Genomic DNA, 15,308 nt, shown 5'->3' with positions numbered 1-15,308 from the left:
CCTGGGGGTCATGCTCCGCCGCCTCGACCTGCGAGCCGAACCGCTGCCCCGTCCGGCCACCCTGCGCGGCATGATGCCGCGCGCCGAGCTGGACATCGACGCCGCTCTGGAGCGTGCCCGCCCGCTGGTGGAGGACGTGCGCGACCGCGGCGCCGCCGCCGCGCTGGACGCCACCGAGCGCTTCGACCGGGTCCGTCCGGAGACCGTGCGCGTCCCGGCCGAGGCGATCTCCGCCGCCCTGCGCGACCTCGACCCGGACGTGCGCGCGGCGCTGGAGACCTCGATCGAGCGCGCCCGGATCGTGCACGCCGAGCAGCGCAGGCCCGACGTGGTCACCCAGGTCGTCCCCGGCGGCACCGTCACCGAGCGGTTCGTCCCGGTCCGCCGGGTCGGGCTCTACGCCCCGGGCGGGCTGGCGGTCTACCCGTCGAGCGTGGTCATGAACGTGGTCCCGGCGCAGGCGGCGGGCGTGGAGTCGCTGGTCGTCGCCTCCCCGGCGCAGGCGGAGTTCGGCGGACGCCCGCACCCGACGATCCTGGCGGCGGCCGCGCTGCTCGGCGTCGACGAGGTGTGGGCCGTCGGTGGCGCCCAGTGCGTCGCGCTGCTGGCCTACGGCGGCACCGACACCGACGGCGCCGAGCTGGAGCCGGTCGACATGGTCACCGGCCCCGGCAACGTCTACGTCACCGCGGCCAAGCGGATGCTGCGCGGCCTGGTCGGGATCGACGCCGAGGCCGGCACCACCGAGATCGCGATCCTCGCCGACGACACCGCGGACGCCGCGCACGTCGCCGCGGACCTCATCTCGCAGGCCGAGCACGACCCGAACGCCGCATCGGTGCTGGTCACGACCTCCGACGCGCTGGTGGAGCGGGTCGAGGCCGAGCTGGAGACCCGGGTCGGCGCGACCAAGCACACCGAGCGGGTGCGCACCGCGCTGACCGGGCCGCAGTCCGGGGTCATCCTGGTGTCCTCGACCGCCGACGGGGTCGCCGTCGTCGACGCCTACGCCGCCGAGCACCTGGAGATCCAGACCGCCGACTCCGCGGGCGACGCGGCGAAGGTCCGCAACGCGGGCGCGATCTTCGTCGGGGCCTGGTCGCCGGTGTCGCTGGGCGACTACTGCGCCGGGTCGAACCACGTGCTCCCGACCGGGGGCTGCGCGCGGCACTCCGGCGGGCTGTCGACGGCGACGTTCCTGCGCGGCATCCACGTCGTCGACTACGGCCGCGCGGCGCTGGCCGAGGTCGCCGGCCGGGTCGTGACCCTGGCGAACGCCGAGGACCTGCCCGCCCACGGCGAGGCCGTGACCGCCCGGTTCGAGGGGGCCGGGGCGTGACCGCCGGTTCGACGGTCCGGCTCGCGGACCTGCCGCTGCGCGAGGACCTGCGCGGGAAGAGCCCCTACGGCGCGCCGCAGCTCGACGTCGCGGTGCGGCTCAACACCAACGAGAACCCGTACCCGCCGCCGCCCGAGCTGGTCGCCGACGTCGCGGCCTCGGTGGAGGAGGCCGCCCGTGAGCTGCACCGGTACCCCGACCGCGACCTCGTCGCGCTGCGGGGCGACCTCGCCGCCTACCTGTCCCGGCAGACCGGGGTCGAGCTGACCACGGCGAACCTGTGGGCCGCGAACGGGTCCAACGAGATCCTCCAGCAGATCCTGCAGACCTTCGGCGGTCCCGGCCGGACCGCGCTCGGCTTCGTGCCCAGCTACTCGATGCACCCGATCCTCGCCTCCGGCACGCAGACCGGGTTCGTCCCGGTGCCGCGCCGCGACGACTTCACCCTCGACGTCGACGCCGCCGTCACCGTCCTGGCCGAGAAGGCCCCGGACGTCACGTTCGTGACCAGCCCGAACAACCCGACCGGGCAGTCGATCGCCCCGGACGACCTGGCCCGGCTGGTCGACGCCGCCCCCGGGATGGTCGTCGTCGACGAGGCCTACGCCGAGTTCGCCGAGGCCACCGGCCGCCCGAGCGCCACGACCCTGCTGGCGACGCACGGCCACAAGCTCGTGGTGTCCCGCACGATGAGCAAGGCGTTCGCCTTCGCCGGCGGTCGGCTGGGCTACATCGCCGCCGCGCCCGCGGTGATCGACGCACTCCAGCTCGTGCGGCTGCCGTACCACCTGTCGGTGCTGTCGCAGGCCGCCGCGCGGGCCGCGCTCCGCCACGCCGAGGCCACCCTCGGCTCGGTGGCGCTGCTCGCCGCCGAGCGCGACCGGATCTCCGGCGAGCTGGCCGCCGCCGGCTACGACGTCGTCGCCTCCGACGCCAACTTCATCCTCTTCGGACGCTTCGCCGACGCCGGCCGCGCCTGGAAGGGGTTCCTCGACCAGGGCGTGCTGATCCGCGACGTCGGCATCCCCGAGCGGCTGCGGGTCACCGTGGGCACGCCGGAGGAGAACGACGCCTTCCTCGCCGCCGCCACCGACCTCGCCACCAAGGAGCTGTTGTGACGACCGACAAGGTGAGCCGCACCGGACGCGTCGAACGCGTCACCAAGGAGACCCGGATCGTCGTCGAGATCGACCTCGACGGCACCGGGCGCACCGACATCGCCACCAAGGTCCCGTTCTTCGACCACATGCTCGACGCGTTCGGCAAGCACGGCAGCTTCGACCTGTCCGTGCACGCCGAGGGCGACATCGAGATCGACTCCCACCACACCGTGGAGGACGTCGCGATCGTGCTGGGGCAGGCGATCCGCCAGGCGCTGGGGGACAAGAAGGGCATCCGCCGCTTCGGCGACGCCTGGATCCCGATGGACGAGGCGCTGGCCCAGGCCGTCGTCGACGTCTCCGGCCGCCCCTACACCGTGTGCACCGGCGAGCCGGAGATGATGCGCGGCTTCGTCGTCGGCGGGCACTACCCGACCGTGCTGAACAAGCACGTGTTCGAGTCCCTGGCCTTCCACGGGCACCTCGCCCTGCACGTCCGGGTGCTCGACGGCCGCGACCCGCACCACATCACCGAGGCCGAGTTCAAGGCCGTCGCCCGCGCGCTGCGGGCCGCGACCGAGCCCGACCCGCGGGTCACCGGTGTGCCGTCCACCAAGGGCGCCCTCTGACGGAATGTTGAGCCCTCAACTTCTGTTGCAGAGGGCATGACGAAGATCGGGTTCCTGTCGTTCGGGCACCACGGGGAGGTCCCCGGGTCCCGGACCCCCACCGCCGCCGACGCGCTGCGCCAGACCGTGGAGCTGGCGCGCGCCGCGGAGGACATCGGCATCGACGGCGCCTTCGTGCGCGTGCACCACTTCGAGCGCCAGCTGGCCGCGCCGTTCCCGCTGCTCGCAGCGATCGCGGCGACCACCAGCCGGATCGAGATGGGCACCGGCGTGATCGACATGCGTTACGAGAACCCGCTCTACATGGCCGAGGAGGCCGCCGCGACCGACCTGCTCTCCGGCGGGCGGCTGCAGCTCGGCGTGAGCCGGGGGTCGCCCGAGATCGCGCTGAACGGTGCCGAGGCTTTCGGGTACCGGCCCGCCGACGGGCAGACCCACGCCGACGCCGCCCGCGCCAAGGCCGAGGTGTTCCTCGCCGCGATCCGCGGTGCCGGGGTGGCGCCCGCCGACCCGTCCCGCACCCGCGGGCGGCACGTCGCGCTGCCGGTGCAGCCGCAGTCCCCGGGCCTCGGCGACCGGATCTGGTGGGGCGCGGGCACCCGGGCCACCGCCGAGTGGGCCGCGACCCAGGGCATGAACCTGCAGAGCTCGACGCTGCTCACCGAGGACACCGGCGAGTCGTTCGACCGACTGCAGGCCGAGCAGATCCTGCGCTACCGCGAGGCCTGGGCCGCCGCCGGGCACGAGCGCACCCCGCTGGTGTCGGTGTCGCGCAGCGTCATCCCGGTCACGACCGACCTCGACCGCCGCTACTTCGGTGAGCGCGGCGAGGACGACCAGGTCGGGATCCTCGACGGCGCCCGATCCCGGTTCGGCCGCAGCTACGTCGGCGACCCGGACCGGATCGCCGCCGAGCTCGCCGAGGACGCGGCGGTGCGGGAGGCGGACTACGTGCTGTTCACCGTGCCCAACCAGCTCGGTGTCGAGTACAACGCGCACCTGCTGCGCTCGATCGCCGAGCGGGTCGCCCCGGCGATCGGCTGGGCGCCGGCCGGTCACCAGGTGGCGGCGGCGGTCCCCAGCAGCTGAGGCGGGCCGGGCAGCGGCGCGGGCCGGCCGTCGAACTCCAGCGGGAGCACGGGTTCGACGAGCCGGCCCATCGGCCCGTCGACGGCGTGCGTGGCGATGGTCGCCGTACCGGGCCGGGGGAGGTCCGCGACCTCCGCCGCGGTGAACATCCCGAGCCCCCGGACCCAGGTGCAGACCCCGGCGAGGGTGACCCGCACCCGCCACGAGCCGCCCTCGACGGCGCGCCGGCGCAGCGCCGCGAGCACCCCGGCGGCACCGAGCCAGGCGGCGAGATAGTCGTTGAGCAGATGCGTCGGCGGTAGCGACGGGGTGCCGTCCCGGCCCTCCTCGACCGCGAACCCGGTCGCGGAGCAGGCCAGCTGGTCGAACCCGCCGCGCGCGGCCCACGGCCCGTCGGCGCCCCAGCAGTGCAGGTCCAGCGCGACGATCCCGGGCCGCAGCGCCGCCAGGTCGGCAGGGCCGAAGCCGCGGGCGGCGGTGCCGCGGTAGGCGTTGACGAACACGTCCGCCCCGCCCACCAGCTCCCGCATCCGCCCGGCCTGCGCCGACTCGCGCAGATCCAGCCAGGTGTTGCGCTTCCCGCCGCCGGTCAGCGCGACCATCGCGAGCGGGTCGGGCAGGTCCGGGCGGGACACGTGCAGGACGTCCGCGCCGAAGGTGCCGAGCAGCTTCGCGGCGACCGGCCCGGCGATCACATGGGTGTCGTCGAGCACGCGCAGCCGGTCCGGGACCGGGGCGGGTGCGGCGTCGCCGATCCGCTCGATCTCGACCACAGGTCGCCCGGCGAGGTGCCTCCCGGCGGGGTGGGCCGCCCACTGCTCCCCGGTCCGGACGGCGGCGGCGACCCCGCCGGCGTCGCACACGGCGTCCTCCAGCTCGACCGCCCGCCACCGCACGGCCTCCTCGGCGATGCGCCCGCGCAGCGGCGGGCAGTCCAGCACCCGGCAGATCGCGTCGCGCTGGTGCGGGTAGGTGGTGATCAGGAAGATCCAGCCGTCGGCGGTACGGACGAAGCCGTTGTTGGCCAGCGCGGTCGGGTCCTCGGCCACGGCCCGGACGTCCACGCCACCGAGCGTGGTCAGGAACGGAGCCCGCAGCGTGTCGATCGCGTCGGACGCCCGGACGGTCACCTCGCGGGGCGCGCCGCCGGCGTCCTCGGCGAGCCCGCAGACCTGCAGGCCGAACGCCCCGGCAGCCGCGGACATGGCGTCGGCGAGACGGTGCACCGACGGCGTGAGCGGGTCCGAGCCGGTCACCCGCAGCGTCGAGCGCACCGGGGGAGCGTCCGGCAGCAGGGTCGCCGCCGTGTCGGCGGCGGAGGGAAACCGTGCGGGCGGGGTCGTCGTGGTCATGGCTCCAGCCTGCGACGGGACGGCGGGACACTCCACGGCCTCCGTATATCCGTAGACTCGGTCGGGTGTCCGGTCCCGTCGCCTCCGCCCGCGCGGTCGGCCGGGCCGACCGCATCCTGGAGCTGGTCGCGACCGCTGCGACACCACCGTCGGTGACCGCGGTGGCCCGCGCACTCGACCTGCCGCTCAGCTCCACCGCGGACCTGCTGCGCGAGCTGCGGGCCACCGGCTGGGTACGGCTGCGGGGGCGCGGCCACGTCCTGGGCCACCGGCCGTACGTGCTGGGGCTGCTCGCCGGGGTGGGCCCGCCGACCGCGCTCACGCACACCGATCTCGACGCGCTCAGCCGCGCCGCCCGGGCCCCCGTGGCGCTCGCCGTGCTGGTCGGCGGGCAGGTGCGCTACGTCGACCACGCCGGTCCTCGGGCCCCCGACCGGCTGCAACGGGTGACCGACGACCACCGGCCCCGCCCACCGCTGCGCACCGCGGCGGGACGGCTGCTGCTGGCCCTGGGCGATCCCGAGGAGTCCGCCCGCGCGCTGGCCGGGGTCGACGACCCGCCGGCGGTCGCGGCCTACCTCGCCGAGCGACCGGAGATCGTCCGTACCCGGCTGGCCCGCAGCGACGGGCTGGCGGACCCGGCGATCCGCGCCGTCGCCGTCCCGGTGGAGGAGGGCGGGGAGACGGTCGCGGCGGCGGTGCTCACCGGCACCCGGCGGGGCCGGGCCGACCGCAGCGTCACCCTGGACCGCGCCGCGGCCCGGCTGGTCGCCGCCCTCGCGGCCCCGGAGACGCGGGCGCCCTAGGGGCCCGTGGCCGGACCACTGCGCCGAGCACCCACCTGCAGGCGCGACACCACCCCGTCCGCCCGGGTCCTCACCGCGCTCGCCCGCGTCCGGCAGCGCGACGCCGCGGCCACGGCCCACCTGCACGGGCTCGTCCGGCCGGGAGCCGGACGCGCCCGTACCCGTCGGCATGGTCATCAGTACCTGGGCGTCGTCGCCGGTCGGCCCGAGCAGCGCACAGGTACCGATGATCACGGCGCCGCCCCCGGGCCGCGGGGAGCCGCGCGGGGCGGCGACTACGCTGGTCGCGTGGCACGCATCGTCGTCCTCGACTACGGCTCCGGGAACCTGCGCTCCGCCGAGCGCGCCCTCGAACGCGTCGGCGCGGACGTCACCGTGACGTCCGACTTCGATACGGCGACCGAGGCCGACGGTCTCGTCGTCCCCGGAGTGGGCGCCTTCGCGGCGTGCATGCGGGGCCTGCACGCGGTCCGCGGCCCGCAGATCATCGGGCGCCGCCTCGCCGGCGGCCGCCCGGTCCTCGGGATCTGCGTCGGCATGCAGGTGATGTTCGAGCGTGGCGTCGAGTTCGACGAGGACACCGAGGGCTGCGGCGAGTGGCCCGGCACGGTCGAGCGGATCCAGGCCGACGTGCTGCCGCACATGGGCTGGAACACGGTCCGGACCCCGCAGGACAGCACCCTGTTCGCCGGGCTCGACGCCGACACCCGCTTCTACTTCGTGCACTCGTTCGGCGTCCGTCGCTGGACCCTGGAACCCTCGCACGCGATCGCCCCGCCGAAGGTCACCTGGACCCACCACGGCGAGGACGTCGTCGCCGCGGTGGAGAACGGGCCGCTGTCGGCGACCCAGTTCCACCCGGAGAAGTCCGGCGACGCCGGCGCCGCGGTCCTGGAGAACTGGCTGCGCTCGGTCAAGGGCTGAGCCGGGGGCGGCGTCGGGGGGGCGAGCGGGCCGTTCCGCGGAACGCGCCTCAGCCCAGCGCGTACTCCCCGGAACGCAGGTCGAAGGTCACCGTCCGCCTGTCCGAGCGCAGCGCCTCGAGCACCTGCCCGACGAGCGTCGCGACGTCGGAACCGGCCCTGATGCCGGACGGCACCGTCCCGGCGACGGCGCGGTCGGCGAGACCGGTCTCGATGTGCGGCGGCCGCACGTCGAGCACCCGCACCCCCTGCTTGCGCAGGCCACCGCGGGTCGCGGTCAGCCACGCCGACAGCGCCGCCTTCGACGCCGAGTAGGCCGCCATCCCCGGCGTCGGCACGTCGGCCAGGATCGCCGAGATCATCGCGAGCGTGCCACCGGAGTCGGTGAGGTGCGGGAGGGCGGCCCGGCCGATCGCCATCGGTGCCTGCGCGTTGACCGTCAGCAGGTGCTCGGTGACGACGTCGTTCTCCGACTCCTCCCCGAACCCGGCCACCCCGATCGCCACGAACACCAGGTCCAGCCCGCCCAGGGCGTCCGCCGCCTCGTCGACGACGGCGGCACAGCGTTCCAGGTCGAGTGCGTCGAGCGTGAACGCGGGCTCGCCGTCGGCCCCGGAGGGATCGGTGCGGCCCGCCAGCGCGAGCGTCGCGCCCTGGTCGCGCAGCGCCTCGGTGAGCGCGCCGCCCAGCACACCCGTCGCCCCGACCACCAGCGTCCGCGCCCCGGAGAGTTCCATGATCCGACGGTAGGGCGAACCGGCGACGGCCGCGCGTTCACCGCTGGCAGCGCGGACACCACCAGGTCTCGCGACCGTGCGGGGTGCGCTCCGGCGCCGCGAACGTCACCGCGGTCCCGCAGCGCAGACAGGGCCGCCGGTAGCGGCCGTAGACGAAGTGCCGCGGCCGGACCCGGCCGGTGGTGTTCTGCGCGGGATTGCGGACGACCGCCTCGCGCAGCAGCGCGCGGCCGCGCCCGAGGAGCGCGCCGGGGTCGGGGACCGCGGAACACTCCCGCCACGGGGAGATCCGCTCCAGGAACAGCAGCTCCTGGGCCCACATGTTCCCCAGCCCGGCGACGACGCGCTGGTCCAGCAGCGCCGCCAGCACCGCCCGGCCGGGGTCGGCGCGCAGCCGGGTGAGGGCCGCGTCGCCGTCGAAGGTGTCGCCGAGCAGGTCCGGGCCCAGGTGCCCGACGACGGTGTGCTCGTCGCGGGTCGGGAGCACGGCCAGCACCGGCAGCCCGATCCCGGCCAGGGTGCGGCCGTCGACGAGGTGCAGCGCGATCCGCAGGTCGGCCGCGACGGCGCGGGGGAGCCGCCTCCCGGGCCGCAGCACCGACCACCGCCCGGACATCCGCAGGTGTGAGTGCACGGTCCAGCCGCCCGCGGTGCGGGCCAGCAGGTGCTTGCCGCGCGGCACCCAGCCGGTGATCTCCTCCCCGGCGAGGTCGGCGCCGGCGAAGCGGGGGTGGCGCACGTCGGAGCGTGCGATCACCGCGCCCGCGGTGGCCGCGTCCAGCCGCGCCGCGAGCCGGAAGATGCTGTCCCCCTCGGCCACCCCCGGAGGCTACGAGCGGCGCGGATACCCTGGCGCGGTGAGCTTCACGTTGCTTCCCGCGGTGGACGTCGTCGACGGGCAGGCCGTCCGGCTGGTGCAGGGCGAGGCCGGCACCGAGACCGGCTACGGCTCGCCCCTGGACGCTGCCCTGAACTGGCAGTCCGGCGGCGCCGAGTGGGTCCATCTGGTCGACCTCGACGCGGCGTTCGGCCGTGGCTCGAACGCCGAGCTGCTGGCCGAGGTGGTCGGGAAGCTCGACCTGCGGGTCGAGCTGTCCGGCGGCATCCGCGACGACGAGTCCCTGGAGCGTGCGCTGTCCACCGGCGCGGCCCGGCTCAACCTCGGCACCGCGGCGCTGGAGCAGCCCGAGTGGTGCCGCCGGGTCCTCGCCGAGCACGGCGAGAAGATCGCGATCGGGCTCGACGTCAAGATGATCGACGGCCGGCGCCGGGTCGCGGGGCGCGGCTGGACCTCCGACGGCGGTGACCTGTGGGAGGTCCTCGCCCGCCTCGACGCCGACGGCGCCACCCGCTACATCGTCACCGACGTCTCCAAGGACGGCACCCTGCAGGGCCCGAACGTCGAGCTGCTCACCGAGGTCGCGCAGGCCACGACCGCGCCGGTCATCGCGTCGGGGGGGATCTCGGAGGTGTCCGACCTGACCCGGCTCGCCGAGGTCGCCGCGACCGGCGTGAACATCGAGGGCTCGATCATCGGCAAGGCGCTGTACGCCGGCCGGTTCACCCTGCCCGAGGCCCTGGCGGCCGTGCGGGCGGTGAGCGCCTGATGGGCGTCGCGGTCCGTGTCATCCCGTGTCTGGACGTCGACGCGGGACGGGTGGTGAAGGGCGTCAACTTCAAGGAGCTCCGCGACGCGGGCGACCCGGTCGAGATGGCCCGGGTCTACGACGCCGAGGGCGCCGACGAGCTCACCTTCCTCGACGTCACCGCGTCGTCGTCGGAGCGCGGCACCATGATCGACGTGGTGCGCCGCACCGCGGAGCAGGTGTTCATCCCGCTGACCGTCGGCGGCGGCATCCGCACCCCCGACGACGTCGACCGGATGCTGCGCGCGGGCGCGGACAAGGTGTCGGTGAACACCGCGGCGATCGCCCGGCCCACGCTGCTGCACGAGATGTCGCGCCGCTTCGGCAGCCAGTGCATCGTGCTGTCGGTGGACGCCCGCCGGGTGCCGGAGGGGGAGAAGCCGCAGCCGTCGGGCTGGGAGGTCACCACGCACGGCGGGCGTCGGTCCGCCGGGATCGACGCCGTCGAGTGGGCCGAGCGCGGCCAGGAGCTCGGCGTCGGGGAGATCCTGCTGAACTCGATGGACGCCGACGGCACACGGGCCGGGTTCGACCTGGACATGCTGACCGCGGTCCGGAAGGTGGTCGACGTCCCGGTGATCGCCTCCGGTGGTGCCGGCGCGGTCGAGCACTTCGCCCCGGCCGTGCGGGCCGGAGCGGACGCGGTGCTGGCCGCGAGCGTGTTCCACTTCGGGCAGCTGCGGATCGGCGAGGTCAAGGACGCGCTGCGGGGCGAAGGGGTCGAGATCCGATGACCGCACAGGGCGTGCGCCTGTCCGCGGCCGAGTCCGCGCTGGACCCGGCGGTCGCGGCCCGCCTCAAGCGCGACGCCGACGGCCTGGTCTGCGCCGTCGTGCAGTCCCGCGCCGGCGAGGTGCTGATGGTCGGCTGGATGGACGACGAGGCGCTGCACCGCACCCTGACCACCGGCCGGGGGACCTACTGGTCGCGGTCGCGGCAGGAGTACTGGGTCAAGGGCGGCACGTCGGGGCACGTGCAGCACGTGCACGAGGTCCGGCTGGACTGCGACGGCGACGCGGTGCTCGTCGTCGTCGACCAGGAGGGGCCGGCCTGTCACACCGGGACCCGGACCTGCTTCGACTCCGACGTCCTGCTCGCCGGGGGCTGAGCGCGCGCCCGGTCAGGGGTGCGCCGGGGGCATCGGCGGGGGAGCGGGCTGTGGTGTGCTCGTCACCCACCGGATGCCTGCGGTGATCGCGTGCCCGCCCGCTCGCACGACCGTCCGCTCGGCCACCGGCAGCCACGGCAGCCGCAGCGGCAGCCGCGTCCAGCGCGGCATCAGCCCGACCGACGCGGCGGCCAGCACCGCGTACGGCACCCGCGCGGAGAGCGGCAGCGGCGGCTCCCACAACAGGAACCGGGCGGCGTCGCGCGCCTCGGGGGTGCCGGCCAGCTCGGGCCGGTACCCGTCGAGCTGAGCCTTCAGCTCCGCGGTGGACTCCGGCGGGTCGGGCACGCCCAGCTCACGGGCGACGCGTGCGGCGTCGGCGACGTAGGCGTCGCGGCCCGCGGCGTCCAGCGGTGCGCTGCCGTAGCGGTCGTGCGCGGTGAGGAAGCTGTCGATCTCGGCGATGTGCACCCAGCGCAGCAGGTTCGGGTCCGACGCCGAGTAGGGGCGCCCGTCCGGCGCGGTCCCGCGGACGTGGACGTGCGCCCGCCTGATCCGGGCGATCACCCGCTCGGCCTCCTCGGCCGGGCCGAACGTCGTCGCGGCCAGGAAGTAGGAGGTGCGCTGCAGCCGTCCCCACGGGTCGCCCCGGAACCCGGAGTGCCCGGCGACCCCGGCCATGGCCAGCGGGTGCAGCGACTGCAGCAGCAGCGCCCGCAGCCCGCCGACGAACATCGACGCGTCGCCGTGCACGGTGCGGATCGCGGCGTCCTCGGGGAACCAGCGCGGGCCCTCGGCGCCGAGCACGCGGGCCCGGCGGCCGGAGCCCTCGTCCCCGGCGACCCGGCTGAACACCGCCGAGCCGACCCGCGAGCGCAGGGCCGCGAGCCGGTCGGTGACGGCGTCGGGGAGCCGGGCGGACAGATCGACCATGGCCCCAGTGTGCGGTCGTGCCCCGGCGGCGGCCACCGGGTGGACGTCCCGGCTCAGGGGACGGGGGCCGGGCGGGGCGACACCGTGACCGGGCCGCACATCCGACCGGAGACCACCAGCATGCCGGCGACGGCCACGGCGAACCCGGCGAGCAGTCCGCACAGCTGGGCGAGGACGTACAGCGGCCGGTCGGTCGCGAGCGGCCCCGCGGTCGCCGACACCAGCGTCCACAGGCCGCCGGTGAACAGCACCGCGCTGCCGGTGAACGTCGTGAGAACGGGCGACCACCCCGCGCGACCGCGCCGCAGGGCGAGTACCCCGAGGGCCCCGGTGAGCGCCGCGGTCGCGTCGACGGCCGCGCCCACGACCCCGGGGAACGACGGACGGTCCGCGGCGGCCGCGACCCCCGCCACGACGGCGAGCAGCCCGACGACGACGCCACCCGCCGCCGTCGTGCGTGCCAGGCCCTCGACCGCCCCGGGCGGGGGCACCGGGACGGTCACCCGCGTACCCCAGCGGTCCCGGGCCAGCAGGGCGAACGCCGCCAGCAGGAACACCGCCTGCCAGCCGAGACCGCCGTAGACCAGCGGCCGCACCCACGCGGCCAGCCCGGCGCCGTCGGTCCCGGCCCGCAGCAGCGCCGCCGGTGAGAGCAGGGCGACCGGCAGCAGCAGCCCGGTCGCGGCCCACCCGGCGAGCAGCAGCGGCACCGCGGGCAGCCGCCGTCGGGCGCCGAGTGCCGCGGCCAGCGCGACCACGCACAGGTCCAGGAGCAGGGTGGCGGTGTTCAGCGCGGTCATCGCGGGCCCGTCGAGCAGACCCGGCACGGTGACACCGACCGGGTGACCGGTCAGCCAGAGGGTCTTGAGGGTCAGGTACGGCAGCGTGCCGGCCACGGCGGCGGCGCCGAGCACCCGGCGCAGGGGGATCGAGTCGTTCATGGTGGTCGACACTGCGGGTCCGGCGGCGCCGGCGGCTCCCGCCCGCGGGGGGACCGCCTCCCTCCCGCGGGGGAGCCGCGGCGGGCCGCCGGTCTGCGACGATCGTCGTCGTGGTCGGGACACGGGTGGCGCGGCGTGCTGTGCACGTGCTGCTCGGCGCGGTCGTCCTGCTCCCGTACCTGGCGGCGGGCTGGGTGCTCGTGCGCACCGGCACGGAGGCCGGTGCCGCGGTCGGGTGGTCGCTGGGCGTTCCCGCCGCCGCGGCCGGGGCGGCGGTGCTGGTGCTGCCGGGAGTCCGGGAGCTGGCGACGACCGCCGCCCGCGCGCTGCTCGACGTGCCGCTGCCCGACCCGCCGGTGCGGTCGCTCCCGGGGGCACGCCGGCGGGCCGCGGCCTGGATCGTGCTCGGCGCCGCCGCCGGGGCGGTCGGAGCGGCCGCGGTGCTGTGGCTGCTGCCGACCGCGGTCGCGCTGGTACAGGCGCCGTGGGTGGCGCGGCCGCCGCTGCCCACCGGGCCCGGCGCGTGGTGGGCGGTGCCCGCCGGGGTGCTGCTCGTGCCGGTCGCGGTGGCCGTCCCCGCCGTGATCGGGGCCGGGCAGGCCCGGCTGGCGCCCCGGTTCCTGGGCCCCGGCCGGGAGGAGCGGCTCGCCGTGGAGCTGGCCCGTGCCCGGGACCGGGCCGAACGCCAGGCCGGACGGGCCCGGCTGGCCCGGGAGCTGCACGACTCGGTGGGGCACGCGCTCACCGTCACCACCCTGCAGGCCGGGGCCGCGGCCGAGCTGCTCGACGCCGACCCCGCGTTCGTGCGCCGGGCGTTGACCGCGATCGCCGACACCGGCCGGGCCGCACTCGACGAGCTCGACCACGTCCTCGGCGTCCTGCACGACGACGAGACCGACCGCACCGCCGTCGTCCGTGACCTGGACGCCCTCGACGGGCTGCTCGACGGCGCCCGCGCGGCCGGGCTCGACCTCGTCGCCGACGTCGACACCGCCGCCGGGGTCCCCGCGACCGTCTCCCGGGAGGCGTACCGGGTCGTGCAGGAGGGCCTGACCAACGCCCTGCGCCACGGCACGCCCGGCCGGGCCCACCTCGCGCTGCGCCGCACCGGCGACGGGGTCGGGATCGAGCTCGTCAACCCGGCGGCGGCCGGTGGGCGCGGACGGTCGGGCGGCGGCCGGGGACTGGCCGGGGCGGGCGCCCGCGTCGACCTGCTCGGCGGCACCCTGACCGCGGGTCCGGACGACGGCCGGTGGGTCCTGCGGGCCCGGCTGCCCTGCGGACCGCCTCCGGTGGCCCCGTCGCCGATCGGTCGGCGCGGCGGCGCGGGGACACGCCGACGGGCGGGGTAGGACGGGGACCGGCGTACGGAGGGGAGCGATGACGAGCGACGCGACGGTCGGCGTCCTGCTGGTCGACGACGAGGAGCTGATCCGCACCGGGCTGCGCGCGGTGCTCGAGGCCGACCCCGGCATCACCGTCCTCGGCGAGGCCGCCGACGGCGCCGAGGTCCCCGGGCTGGTCACCCGGCTGCGGCCGGACGTCGTGCTGATGGACGTCCGGATGCCCGCGGTCGACGGCATCACCGCCACCCGGGCGCTGCTGCGCCGGCCCCACCCACCGCGGGTGCTGGTGCTCACCACGTTCGGCCACGACCGGCACGTCCTGGACGCGTTGCGCGCCGGGGCCGGTGGCTTCCTGCTGAAGCGGACCCCGCCGCGCGACGTGGTCCGGGCCGTGCACACCGTCGCCGCGGGGGAGTCGCTGCTGTTCCCGGCGGCGGTGCGTGAGCTCGTGGCCGGGTTCGCCCCCGACGACGGCGACCGGCTCGCCGCCGCCGGGCTGACCGCGCGCGAGGGCGAGGTGCTGCGCCTCGTGGCGCGCGGGCTGTCCAACGCCGAGATCGCGGAGGAGCTGGTGCTGGGCGTGGAGACGGTGAAGACCCACGTCGCCGCGGTGCTGGCCAAGACCGGGTCGCGGGACCGGACCCAGGCGGTCGTCGCCGCCTACTCCTCGGGGTTCGTCGACCCCAGGTTCCCGGTCAGGTAGCGCTGCACGGTCGGCCCGACCGCGGCGACGACGTCCTCGCGCGGCGCCGAGGCCAGCGGCTCCAGCCGCACCACGTAGCGCATCATGCCGAGCCCGATCAGCTGGGAGCCGACGAGCGCGCCCCGCTCGTCGGGCCGGTCGGGGGAGTGCGCCCGGGTGACCGGGCGCAGGATCGCGCCGCCGACGAACTCACGCAGCATCCGGGCCGCGATGTCGTGACCCGCGACGCTGCGCAGCACCGCCGCCATCGGGGCGCCGCCGCCGGTGTCCCAGACCGTCAGGAACCCCCGCACGATCCGCTCGCCGACCCGGTCGGCGGGGCCGTCCAGCACCGTCCGCCGGATCTGTCCGGCGTCGACCGGCAGGTCCAGCGCGGCGAGGAACAGCTTCTCCTTGCCGCCGAACCAGTGGTTCACCATGGCCGGGTCCACCCCGGCACGTTCGGCGATCCGGCGGACCGTGGCGCCGTCGAAGCCGCGGTCGGCGAACTCGGCGCGGGCGGCCGCGAGCAGCCCGGCCCGGGTGTCCGCGCCGCCGGACCGGCGGCCACGACGCCGTGGCGACGCCCCCGGGCCCGGGGGTGCGGTGGCGCTCGGTTCGGTCATGCGCCCCATCCTCACCCGCGCGAGGGCGGCCGTCACTGCTCGGGGACAATG

The 15,308-nt window shown here is 76.3% G+C and carries 17 protein-coding genes; 11 read left to right on the top strand and 6 right to left on the bottom strand.

What is annotated here, in order from left to right:
• Positions 1–10: 10 nt before the first annotated feature.
• Genes hisD through KPF22_RS19340 form a run of 4 tightly spaced genes read left to right on the top strand, consistent with a single transcriptional unit; the run spans position 11 to position 4,157 of the window.
• Positions 11–1,339, top strand: coding sequence for a histidinol dehydrogenase (gene hisD, locus KPF22_RS19355; RefSeq protein ID WP_062404579.1), 1,329 nt, complete (start codon positions 11–13; stop codon positions 1,337–1,339).
• On the top strand, positions 1,336–2,457 hold the full coding sequence (locus tag KPF22_RS19350) for a histidinol-phosphate transaminase (RefSeq protein ID WP_224402886.1): 1,122 nt from the start codon (positions 1,336–1,338) through the stop codon (positions 2,455–2,457). The genes hisD and KPF22_RS19350 overlap by 4 nt, the downstream gene beginning before the upstream one ends.
• A gap of 11 nt (positions 2,458–2,468) precedes the next feature.
• On the top strand, positions 2,469–3,068 hold the full coding sequence (gene hisB, locus KPF22_RS19345) for an imidazoleglycerol-phosphate dehydratase HisB (RefSeq protein ID WP_224402982.1): 600 nt from the start codon (positions 2,469–2,471) through the stop codon (positions 3,066–3,068).
• A 36-nt stretch (positions 3,069–3,104) separates the two neighbouring features.
• Positions 3,105–4,157, top strand: a complete 1,053-nt coding sequence (locus KPF22_RS19340) for an LLM class flavin-dependent oxidoreductase (protein ID WP_178375225.1) — start codon at positions 3,105–3,107, stop codon at positions 4,155–4,157.
• On the opposite strand, the gene KPF22_RS19335 is transcribed toward KPF22_RS19340, so the two are convergent.
• The gene (locus KPF22_RS19335; RefSeq protein ID WP_208820807.1) at positions 4,124–5,509 is read right to left on the bottom strand and encodes a CoA transferase; all 1,386 of its coding nucleotides are present in this window, start codon (positions 5,507–5,509) and stop codon (positions 4,124–4,126) included. The two genes, KPF22_RS19340 and KPF22_RS19335, sit on opposite strands and share 34 nt — an antisense overlap.
• A gap of 65 nt (positions 5,510–5,574) precedes the next feature.
• Here KPF22_RS19335 and KPF22_RS19330 point away from each other — a divergent pair, with 65 nt between their 5' ends.
• Positions 5,575–6,315: a helix-turn-helix domain-containing protein gene (locus KPF22_RS19330; protein WP_224402885.1), complete on the top strand. Its 741-nt coding sequence runs from the start codon at positions 5,575–5,577 to the stop codon at positions 6,313–6,315.
• Between the two features lie 288 nt (positions 6,316–6,603).
• Positions 6,604–7,239: an imidazole glycerol phosphate synthase subunit HisH gene (hisH, locus tag KPF22_RS19325; protein WP_224402884.1), complete on the top strand. Its 636-nt coding sequence runs from the start codon at positions 6,604–6,606 to the stop codon at positions 7,237–7,239.
• 49 nt (positions 7,240–7,288) lie between these two features.
• Here the strand turns inward: hisH and KPF22_RS19320 are convergent, their stop codons facing one another.
• Together KPF22_RS19320 and KPF22_RS19315 are read right to left on the bottom strand one after the other, a co-directional pair.
• Positions 7,289–7,975 carry an SDR family oxidoreductase gene (locus KPF22_RS19320; protein ID WP_208820750.1) on the bottom strand — a complete coding sequence of 229 codons (687 nt, stop codon included), beginning with the start codon at positions 7,973–7,975 and terminating at the stop codon, positions 7,289–7,291.
• A 37-nt stretch (positions 7,976–8,012) separates the two neighbouring features.
• On the bottom strand, positions 8,013–8,795 hold the full coding sequence (locus KPF22_RS19315) for an Fpg/Nei family DNA glycosylase (RefSeq protein ID WP_208820752.1): 783 nt from the start codon (positions 8,793–8,795) through the stop codon (positions 8,013–8,015).
• A 37-nt stretch (positions 8,796–8,832) separates the two neighbouring features.
• On the opposite strand from KPF22_RS19315, the gene priA reads away from it, so the two are divergent.
• The 3 genes from priA to hisI are packed head-to-tail and all read left to right on the top strand — an operon-like array spanning position 8,833 to position 10,729.
• Positions 8,833–9,582, top strand: coding sequence for a bifunctional 1-(5-phosphoribosyl)-5-((5-phosphoribosylamino)methylideneamino)imidazole-4-carboxamide isomerase/phosphoribosylanthranilate isomerase PriA (priA, locus tag KPF22_RS19310; RefSeq protein WP_208820754.1), 750 nt, complete (start codon positions 8,833–8,835; stop codon positions 9,580–9,582).
• On the top strand, positions 9,582–10,355 hold the full coding sequence (gene hisF / locus KPF22_RS19305) for an imidazole glycerol phosphate synthase subunit HisF (protein WP_208820757.1): 774 nt from the start codon (positions 9,582–9,584) through the stop codon (positions 10,353–10,355). Before priA ends, hisF begins: the two co-directional genes overlap by 1 nt.
• On the top strand, positions 10,352–10,729 hold the full coding sequence (hisI, locus tag KPF22_RS19300; protein WP_224402883.1) for a phosphoribosyl-AMP cyclohydrolase: 378 nt from the start codon (positions 10,352–10,354) through the stop codon (positions 10,727–10,729). The genes hisF and hisI overlap by 4 nt, the downstream gene beginning before the upstream one ends.
• Before the next feature lie 12 nt (positions 10,730–10,741).
• Here hisI and KPF22_RS19295 read toward each other — a convergent pair whose 3' ends face one another.
• Both KPF22_RS19295 and KPF22_RS19290 read right to left on the bottom strand, forming a co-directional pair.
• Entirely contained in the window at positions 10,742–11,662 is a 921-nt protein-coding gene (locus KPF22_RS19295) for an oxygenase MpaB family protein (RefSeq protein WP_224402882.1), read from the bottom strand.
• A 53-nt stretch (positions 11,663–11,715) separates the two neighbouring features.
• Positions 11,716–12,603 carry a hypothetical protein gene (locus tag KPF22_RS19290; RefSeq protein WP_224402881.1) on the bottom strand — a complete coding sequence of 296 codons (888 nt, stop codon included), beginning with the start codon at positions 12,601–12,603 and terminating at the stop codon, positions 11,716–11,718.
• Positions 12,604–12,713: 110 nt separating this feature from the next.
• Here KPF22_RS19290 and KPF22_RS33215 point away from each other — a divergent pair, with 110 nt between their 5' ends.
• Complete coding sequence (locus tag KPF22_RS33215; RefSeq protein ID WP_224402880.1) at positions 12,714–13,955, top strand: histidine kinase; 1,242 nt, start codon at positions 12,714–12,716, stop codon at positions 13,953–13,955.
• 28 nt (positions 13,956–13,983) lie between these two features.
• A complete protein-coding gene (locus KPF22_RS19280; RefSeq protein WP_208820767.1) occupies positions 13,984–14,652 on the top strand; it encodes a response regulator transcription factor in 669 nt (222 codons plus the stop codon).
• On the opposite strand, the gene KPF22_RS19275 is transcribed toward KPF22_RS19280, so the two are convergent.
• On the bottom strand, positions 14,610–15,257 hold the full coding sequence (locus KPF22_RS19275) for a TetR family transcriptional regulator (protein WP_224402879.1): 648 nt from the start codon (positions 15,255–15,257) through the stop codon (positions 14,610–14,612). The genes KPF22_RS19280 and KPF22_RS19275 overlap by 43 nt on opposite strands.
• Positions 15,258–15,308 lie beyond the last annotated feature (51 nt).

The organism is Pseudonocardia sp. ICBG1034, from assembly GCF_020131375.1.
Lineage (GTDB): Bacteria > Actinomycetota > Actinomycetes > Mycobacteriales > Pseudonocardiaceae > Pseudonocardia > Pseudonocardia alni.
The sequence above is the reverse complement of the archived record's forward strand: the minus strand, read 5'-3'. Positions and strand labels throughout refer to the sequence as shown.